Here is a 5,546-nt window from a genome sequence, read left to right as displayed (position 1 = left end):
CCCCGCGGCGACCGCGATCGCCAGCGAAACGACGTTGTAGGCCACCGAGACGAACAGAACGCCCAGGATCAGCGCCCGGACCGCCGGCTCGGCGACCACGAGCAGCGAGAACGCCTTCACCTTGTGCTGCCCGATGAGCAACCCGCGCGTGCCGAACTGGCAGGCGAACGCGACGCCGCCGGCCAGCACGATTACCGCCAGGGACCACTCGCCGCGGAACAGCTTGTCGTTGACCGGCGGGATCAGCAGCGCCAGCGAAAACGCGGCCGCGACGACCACGCCGACCGCGACCGCCCGCAGCGCCGGGCGGCCTGCCTTGCCGCCGGCCAGCGCGGCGACCGCCGACTGGCGCGAGAGCTCCTGCTCGAGCGGCGACAGCGTGCTGCCGAGGCCCATCACCAGGCCCCAGAACGTGACGAAGATGGCGTATTCCGTCGGCGGCAGCAGCCGCTGGCAGGCGACCGTGAGCAGGTAGCCGAGGCCGATGGACACGATCAGCGAGCCACCGAGGCTGCCCGCGGTCGTGCGCCCGCTGCGCGCGGCGGCCGGCGTGTCCACTTCGGTGCTCATCGGCGGCGGAGCTGGGCCCGCACGGCCATGGCCAGTCCACGCAGGACACCGGCGCCGAAGCCGCCGGCGAACACCGGCAGCAGCTTGGTGACCGCGCGGGCCTCCGGGCCGGTCGCGCCGCACTTCTTGACGACCTCGCCCGCCGCGACCGCGCCGAGGACACCGGCGGCCAGCGTCGTCTTCGGCTTCTTCGCGGCGAAGACCAGGCCGACGACCCCGGCGGCGAGCGCGCCGAACAGGGCGTTGCGGGCCGGGCCGGGCGAGGCGATGTAGGAGTCCACGTAGGTCGTGCCGCGGAAGTAGGCCTGCTGCGTGAACTTCTTGAACGAGTCGCGCCCGTTGTAGGTCGCCGACAGCTCCGGGGCCAGCCAGATCCGCTCGCGCTCGGCGATCCAGCGCAGCATGCGGGTGTCGTCGCTGGCGAAGCGGAGGTCGTCGAACAGCGACGCGAACGCCGTCACCGAGCCTTCGAGGAGGCCGCGGCGGGCGCAGAAGAACGTCGTGCCCTTCGGGTAGACGTCGAACTCGTCGATGCCGTACGACATCAGCCGCGGGTTCGCGCAGTACTTGCGCCAGGGCACCTTGACCAGGCCGGCCATGAACCCGGCGTACGGGTTGTGCTCGGACGCGACGTTGATGTGACCGTTCCAGACCGCGCGCTCGGGGTGCTCCACGAGCTGGTCGCGCAGGAACGTCAGGGTGTGCTCGTCGACGATGACGCGGCTGTCGAGCAGCGCGACCCACTCGCCGGAGGACTTGGCGATGCCGGCCCGCCGCGCCTCGAACCGGCCGGAGTTGGCCTGGCTCAGCACGGTGATGCCGTGGCGTTCGCGCAGGTCGTCGAGCCGGGACGGGGTGGCGTCCGTGCTGCCGTCGTCGACCACGACGACCTCGATCGGCCAGCTCGCGGCCGACGCCGAAGCGAGCAGCGCGCCGACACTGCGTTCGATCCAGTCCTGCTCGTTGTAGACCGGGATCACGACGCTGAGCGAGGGGAGGAGCGGGTTCGCACTCACCGTGCCGAGGCTACCCGGCGGCCCGCGCGCCGGGTCGGCCAGTATCCTTACGCCACCGCACCCGACCGGAAATGGGCTCCTCTGGTGATTTCCTTCATTCTCGGCACCACCGCGGAACTGATCAAGATCGCGCCCGTCTACCACGGGATCCGCGAGCGCGGGATGCGGCCGAAGATCTGGTTCACCGCCCAGCACGTCGACGAGGTCGCGGACGTCCTGGCGGACCTGAACATGCCGGCGCCGGACGTCTGGCTGGTGCCGGAGGACAAGGCGCACAACCTCGAGTCGCCGGCCCAGGTCCCGGGCTGGGCCGCGCAGGTGCTGCGGACGGCGTGGAGCCGCCGCCACGAGCTGCGCGCCGCGCTGACCGAGGACGGCCGTCCCCCGCTGGTGCTGGTGCACGGCGACACGTTCACCACGCCGTACGGCTCGCTGATCGGCAAGCGGATCCTGAAGTCCCGCGTCGGGCACGTCGAGGCGGGCGCGCGGTCGGGCAGCATCCTCTCGCCGCTGCCGGAAGAGCTGAACCGCAAGATCGCGGCGAAGATCGTCGACATCCACTTCGCGCCGAGCATCCGCGAGGTCAACAACCTGCGCCACGCCCGCGGCGTGGTCGTCGACACCGAGGCGAACACCGCGATCGACGCGATGCGCCTCGCCATCAACCAACCGCTCGACGTGCCGAACCTGCCGGAGAAGTTCGGCCTGGCCACGCTGCACCGCTTCGAGCTGGTCTCGCGCCCGGACAAGTACCGCGAGGCCCTCGAAATCCTGCGCGAGCAGAGCCGCAAGATGCCGATCCTGTACATGGCGGGCGCGCCGGAGCGCGAAAAGATCCGCGCGCTGGGCATCGGGAACATCTTCGACGACCAGTTCATCGTCCAGCCGAAGATGCGGTACCTGAAGTTCCTGCCGCTGGTGGCGCGCGCCGAGTACGTCGTCACCGATTCGGGTGGTCTTTCGGCGGAGTGCTACTACCTCGGCCTGCCGTGCGCGGTGCACCGCGAGCGCACGGAGACGCCGCAGCACCTCGGCGAGACGGTCGTGCTGACCGAGATGCGCGGCGACAAGCTGCAGAACTTCCTCGACACGTACCAGAACCGCCGCGGCGAGTCCTGGATGGACAAGTACCACCCGTCCGAGATCGTCGTCGACACGCTGGCGCAGCTCGGCTACTGCTGAGTCCTCCGTCCGGGTGACCACCGGTTTTTCCGGCGCTCCCCCGGGCAAAGTGTCGCCATGATCCACATCGGACTGGCGGCCGCGCTGGTGGTGGTCCCGCCCATCGACCAGGGCGCTGTTCGCGACGCCGCGCTGACGTCGGGCTTCCAGGAGGCGTACGTCGGCGCGACGGCCCCGATCGCCCGCGCGATCCACGCGGCCTACGACGTGCCGGCGTCGGTGACCGTGGCGCAGGCGATCCTGGAGTCGAACTGGGGCCGCAGCAAGCTGTCCACGGCCGAGCTGAACCACTTCGGCTTCAAGTGCGTGACGCCGACGAGCCCGGGCCCGATCGCCCTGCGCTGCGCCCGCTACCCGACGACGGAGTGCGTTCCGGCGCCGTGCCACCCGGTGGACGCGTATTTCCGCTCGTACGCGTCGGTCGACGACTCGTTCCGCGACTACGGCCGGCTGCTGACGACTTCGCCGAACTACGCGGCGGCGCTGCCGGTGCGGACGGATCCGGACGCGTTCATCCGGGCGGTGGCGCGTAAGTACGCCACCGACCCGGAGTACGCGAACAAGGTGATCAGGCTGATGGACCTGTACGACCTCCGCCGCTTCGACGTCCCTTAGAGCACCCGGCGACCCGACAGCGCGCGGCCCAGCGTCAGCTCGTCCGCGAACTCCAGGTCACCGCCCATCGGGAGGCCCGACGCCAGCCGCGTCACGCTCAGCCCCGGGAAGTCGCGCAGCATGCGCACCAGGTACGTCGCCGTCGCCTCGCCCTCCGTGTTGGGGTCGGTGGCGATGATGATCTCCTTGATGTCCGCCTCGCCGATGCGCTTGAGCAGCTCGCGCATCCGCAGCTGTTCCGGGCCGATGCCCGACAGCGGGTCGAGCGCGCCGCCCAGGACGTGGTAGCGGCCCTTGAACTCGCGCGTGCGCTCGACCGCCAGGACGTCCTTCGGCTCCTCGACCACGCAGATGACCGTGAGGTCGCGGCGCTCGTCGCGGCAGATGCGGCACTTCGGGTGCTCGGAGACGTTGCCGCAGATCTCGCAGAACTGCACGCCCTCCTTGACCTTGCCGAGCACGTCCTGCAGCCGCGAGATGTCCGCCGGGTCCGCGGCCAACAGGTGGAACGCGATCCGCTGGGCGCTCTTCGGCCCGACCCCGGGCAGCCGCCCGAGCTCGTCGATCAGGTCCTGGACGACACCTTCGTACAAGTTCGTCAGCCGCCGAAGCCGAGGCTGCCGAGATCCGGCATGCCGCCACCGCCGCCGAGCCCGCCGGCCAGCGGGCCGAGCTTCTGCTCGGTGAGCTTCTGGGCGCTCGCCGACGCGTCGCGGACCGCCGCGACGATCAGGTCGGACAGCGTCTCGACGTCGTCCGGGTCGACCACCTTGGGGTCGATCTGCAGGCTCTTCAGCTGGCTGTCACCGGAGACGGTCGCGGTGACCAGTCCGCCGCCGGCGGTGCCGGTGACCTCGGTGTTGGCCAGCTCTTCCTGGGCTTCGACGAGCTTCTGCTGCATCTGCTGCGCCTGCTGCATCAGCTGGGAAAGGTCGAAGCCGCCGCCGGGTTGGGCCATGATCGCACTCGGTCCTCTCTGCACGCCTGTGTCCCCACCAGGGTAGTCGCGCCACGCGAGGTGCCGGGCTGTGGCACCGTGGTCGCCGTGCGACGCGCGACTGCTCCCCTGCTGCTGGCCGGTGCCCTCCTGCTCACCGGCTGCTCCGACGACGCTCCGGCGGCTGCGCCTCCACCCGCCCCGGTGATCACCACCGCCTCTCCCGCACCGACGCCTTCGCCATCACCCACGCCCACCTCTTCGCCGTCGTCGTCTTCATCGGCCGCGCCGTCGCCGTCGCCGGCCGGGAAGGTGGTCGTGCTGGACCCCGGGCACAACGGCGGGAACGGCGCCCACCCGGCGGAGATCAACCGGCAGGTGCCGGCCGGGCGCGGGCAGACCAAGCCGTGCAACACGACCGGCACCGCGACCAACGCGGGTTACCCGGAGCACGCGTTCACCTTCGACGTCGCCCAACAGGTCGGGAAAGCGTTGGCGGACAAGGGGATTCGGGTCGTCTACACGCGACAGAACGACACCGGGGTCGGCCCCTGCGTCGACCGCCGCGCGGCGATCGGCAACGAGGCCGGCGCGGACGCGGTCGTCTCCATCCACGCCGACGGCTCGGAAGCGGCGGGGGCGAACGGCTTCCACGTGGCGTACTCGTCACCGCCGCTGAACGCGGCGCAGGGAGAGCCGTCGACGCGCCTGGCGCAAACGCTGCGCGACACGATGCGGACGAGCGGCTTCAGCGCGGCGAACTACATCGGCACGAACGGCCTGTCGGCCCGGGCGGACCTGGCCGGCCTCAACCTCTCGACCCGCCCGGCAGCCCTGGTGGAGTGCGGCAACATGCGCAACACCACGGAGGCGGCCCGCATGACGAGCCCGGAGGGCCGCCGGCAGTACGCCGCGGCCATCGCGGCGGCGATCGAGGCCTACCTGGCTTCCTGACCCCACCGTGTCGTCCCGTCAATCACGAGATCGGTGCCCAATCACGCGAGATCCGGCCCCAATCACGCGAGATCCGGCCCCAATCACGCGAGACCCGGCCCCAATCACGCGAGATCCGGCTTCGAGCACGCGAGATGCCGTGCGCGAACGGTCGGCACGCGTGATTCGGGGGTCGACACGCGTGATCCGGGGGTCGACACGACGCGGGTTCAGTCGAGGGGGCGGGCGCCGAGGTGCTCGGAGAGGAGCTTGCGGGCCAGCTCGTCCGGGTC

At 70.9% G+C, this 5,546-nt stretch carries 6 protein-coding genes and 1 pseudogene; 3 read left to right on the top strand and 4 right to left on the bottom strand.

All coding sequences use genetic code 11. From position 1 onward, the window contains the following. Together CCN39_RS51990 and CCN39_RS31925 are read right to left on the bottom strand one after the other, a co-directional pair. A pseudogene (locus tag CCN39_RS51990) lies at positions 1–570 on the bottom strand (hypothetical protein); the annotation flags it as partial. Beyond that, complete coding sequence (locus CCN39_RS31925; protein ID WP_086848321.1) at positions 567–1,586, bottom strand: glycosyltransferase family 2 protein; 1,020 nt, start codon at positions 1,584–1,586, stop codon at positions 567–569. The pseudogene CCN39_RS51990 and the gene CCN39_RS31925, both read right to left, overlap by 4 nt. 84 nt (positions 1,587–1,670) lie before the next feature. Here CCN39_RS31925 and CCN39_RS31920 point away from each other — a divergent pair, with 84 nt between their 5' ends. Further along, the gene (locus CCN39_RS31920) at positions 1,671–2,768 is read left to right on the top strand and encodes a UDP-N-acetylglucosamine 2-epimerase (RefSeq protein WP_086848320.1); all 1,098 of its coding nucleotides are present in this window, start codon (positions 1,671–1,673) and stop codon (positions 2,766–2,768) included. A gap of 57 nt (positions 2,769–2,825) precedes the next feature. After that, positions 2,826–3,383 (top strand): glucosaminidase domain-containing protein, encoded by a 558-nt coding sequence (locus CCN39_RS31915; protein WP_086848318.1) that lies wholly within the window; start codon positions 2,826–2,828, stop codon positions 3,381–3,383. Here CCN39_RS31915 and recR read toward each other — a convergent pair. Beyond that, positions 3,380–3,976, bottom strand: a complete 597-nt coding sequence (gene recR / locus CCN39_RS31910; RefSeq protein ID WP_086848315.1) for a recombination mediator RecR — start codon at positions 3,974–3,976, stop codon at positions 3,380–3,382. The genes CCN39_RS31915 and recR overlap by 4 nt on opposite strands. Positions 3,977–3,981: 5 nt before the next feature. Next, positions 3,982–4,341: a YbaB/EbfC family nucleoid-associated protein gene (locus CCN39_RS31905; protein ID WP_013230627.1), complete on the bottom strand. Its 360-nt coding sequence runs from the start codon at positions 4,339–4,341 to the stop codon at positions 3,982–3,984. 78 nt (positions 4,342–4,419) lie between these two features. Here CCN39_RS31905 and CCN39_RS31900 point away from each other — a divergent pair, with 78 nt between their 5' ends. Continuing rightward, on the top strand, positions 4,420–5,274 hold the full coding sequence (locus CCN39_RS31900) for an N-acetylmuramoyl-L-alanine amidase (protein WP_244211084.1): 855 nt from the start codon (positions 4,420–4,422) through the stop codon (positions 5,272–5,274). The last annotated feature ends 272 nt before the right edge of the window (positions 5,275–5,546 follow it).

The organism is Amycolatopsis kentuckyensis, from assembly GCF_002155975.1.
GTDB classification, from domain to species: Bacteria; Actinomycetota; Actinomycetes; order Mycobacteriales; family Pseudonocardiaceae; genus Amycolatopsis; species Amycolatopsis kentuckyensis.
This window is presented reverse-complemented; position numbering and strand designations above follow the sequence as displayed.